Raw genomic sequence first — 1,854 nt, forward strand, 5'->3', positions numbered from 1 at the left:
TCACACACAAGGTCGAGAGTGTGCTGGAGCGCCTCAGGCAACACGAACTTAAGATAGCGGATGGACTGATCGCCGTCATGCTCAAGTGCAAGGACCACATGGCCGAACTGGTGCAGTTGAGCTGCACCTCTGACGATGAGCTTCCAGTCAGTATCATAAAGGAGGGCGATGAGTTGCACGATTCCCTGGCCCCATACCTACTGCCACCCGCTCCTGTCGCTACAACCACCGCTGCTGCCGCTACAGCCACCGCTTCACCAGCAGATTGTGGTATCGCAACTGCCAAGGGGGACTCCTCATTTGGCAGCAGTTGCTGGCACATATCGCTGCGGTTCGGAAGGGATGTACTGCGCGACGGCATGGACCCGCTGTCGTTTATAAACTATCTGAAGCGTTATGGTGAAATAGTATACTTGACGACGTTGTACGCCTGCCTGCCCGATATCGACGAGATGGACCCAGAGAGCTGCTACCTCGGTTTTGAGATAGCCTTTTGTTCCGATTTCACCAAGCAGGAGATCGAGGATGTCTTTGAATTTGTCAAGGAATCCTGTGTGATCAGGATTATACCGCCCCACAGCACTGCCCCGGCGTACATGTCGCTCATTGACGAACTGGCCGAGGACAAGTGGCGCCTGGGTGAGATACTGGTCAAGAGCGGGGCCATAACCCGGAGAGAGCTTGATGAGGCACTAAAAAAACAGCAGTCTGAACCCGAGCAGGAAAAACCCACCATCGGTGACATCCTGGTCAAAGAGGGCGTGGTCCATCGCGAGGTCGTAGAGGCTGCGGCCGATAAACAGGTCAAACTCAGAAAGCCGGCCTCGTCGGACGAGGGCAAGACTATCCGCGTGGATGCCGCCAAGCTTGATGCCCTCATCAACCTCGTCGGAGAGCTTGTCATCTCCTCCGGAGGGATCAGGCAGCACGCACAGACGGTCAAGGACAGCACGTTGTCAAAGTCCTCCATGCTGATGAGCAGACTCGTCAACGATATCCGCGATATAGCCATGAAAATGAGAATGGTGCCCATAGCCGCAACGTTTAACCGCTTCCAGAGGCTGGTACACGACGCCAGTAAAGATATGGGAAAAAACATCGACCTCGTCATTAAGGGCGGCGATACCGAGCTTGACAGGACGATGATCGAAAAGCTCACAGACCCGCTGACCCACATCGTACGCAACTCCGTAGACCACGGGATCGAACCCCCGCAAGAACGTCTTGATGCTGGAAAACCGGCCAAAGGTACAATAACGCTTGATGCCTACCACGACGCAGGCAGTATCATAATCGCCATTTCGGATGACGGCAGGGGGCTTAACGCTGATAAAATCTGGCAAAAGGCCGTTAAGGTCGGCATCGTTGACCCCGACAAGAGACCTCCGGACAATGAACTCTACAAGTTGATCTTTGAACCGGGCTTCTCCACTGCCGAGGCGGTAACCAATCTATCGGGCAGAGGTGTCGGGATGGACGTAGTCAGACGAAACATCGAGGTCATGCGCGGCTTTGTCCAGATAGACACCGTGCTGGGACAATCAACCACTATGCTGATCCACCTGCCGCTGACGCTGTCCATCATCGACGGCTTTATGGTAGGCATCAGGGGGGCGTTTTATATCATCCCGCTGGATATGGTAGTAAAGTGCTTCATCCTGACCACAGAAAAGCGAGAGATGATAGAAACACGCGGCTACTTCGACTTCCGCGGCAAGGTGATCCCATACATAGACCTCGCCGGTGTCTTTAACTCCAATGGCAGCAACAGGCGCAGTGACAACATCGTGGTAGTCCAGTATGCCGGACAGAGTGTGGCCTTTGCCGTGGACAGGCTCTTTGGCGACGTGCAGG

The 1,854-nt window shown here is 54.5% G+C and carries 1 protein-coding gene; it reads left to right on the forward strand.

Going from position 1 to position 1,854, the window contains the following annotated elements; translation table 11 throughout:
- Nucleotides 1-1,854, forward strand: a 1,854-nt coding sequence (locus tag HWQ67_RS17430; RefSeq protein WP_218253969.1) for a chemotaxis protein CheA, incomplete at both ends; no start/stop codon positions are given.

It is taken from the genome of Candidatus Magnetobacterium casense (assembly GCF_019173545.1).
Taxonomy (GTDB): domain Bacteria; phylum Nitrospirota; class Thermodesulfovibrionia; order Thermodesulfovibrionales; family Magnetobacteriaceae; genus Magnetobacterium; species Magnetobacterium cryptolimnobacter.